This window comes from Acholeplasma laidlawii, from assembly GCF_015709225.1.
Lineage (GTDB): Bacteria > Bacillota_I > Bacilli_A > Acholeplasmatales > Acholeplasmataceae > Acholeplasma > Acholeplasma laidlawii_A.
This window is the reverse complement of sequence record NZ_JADNRS010000028.1, coordinates 1-310: the sequence shown is the minus strand read 5'-3', so window position 1 is coordinate 310 and position 310 is coordinate 1. Positions and strand designations below refer to the sequence as shown.

Genomic DNA, 310 nt, shown 5'->3' with positions numbered 1-310 from the left:
TTAGTACTACTTGGTCTGATTGTTGTAGCAGTTTGTAAATAACCAAATATATATCCTATATGATTTTCTGGATTTTGATTTCCTTCTAAATATGTACTACTTTTTCCAGTAAATGGTAATGTGATACTTACCATTGGAGTCGCGTTAAATGCGTAATTTCCTATTGATGTTACACTTCCTGGAATGACTATATTTGTTAATCCACTACCTTGGAACGCATAGCTATCAATGGTCTTTAGGTTTTCAGGGAGTCCAATATCTTTCAATGAGGTTGTTTGAGCGAATGCATAACTGCCAATTGAGGTTAGTC

1 protein-coding gene is annotated in these 310 nt (G+C 34.5%); it reads right to left on the bottom strand.

Translation table 11 applies throughout. The features are described from left to right. Positions 1-310 (bottom strand): leucine-rich repeat domain-containing protein (locus IY230_RS02190; RefSeq protein ID WP_196369710.1); only part of this gene is annotated, 310 nt, incomplete at both ends.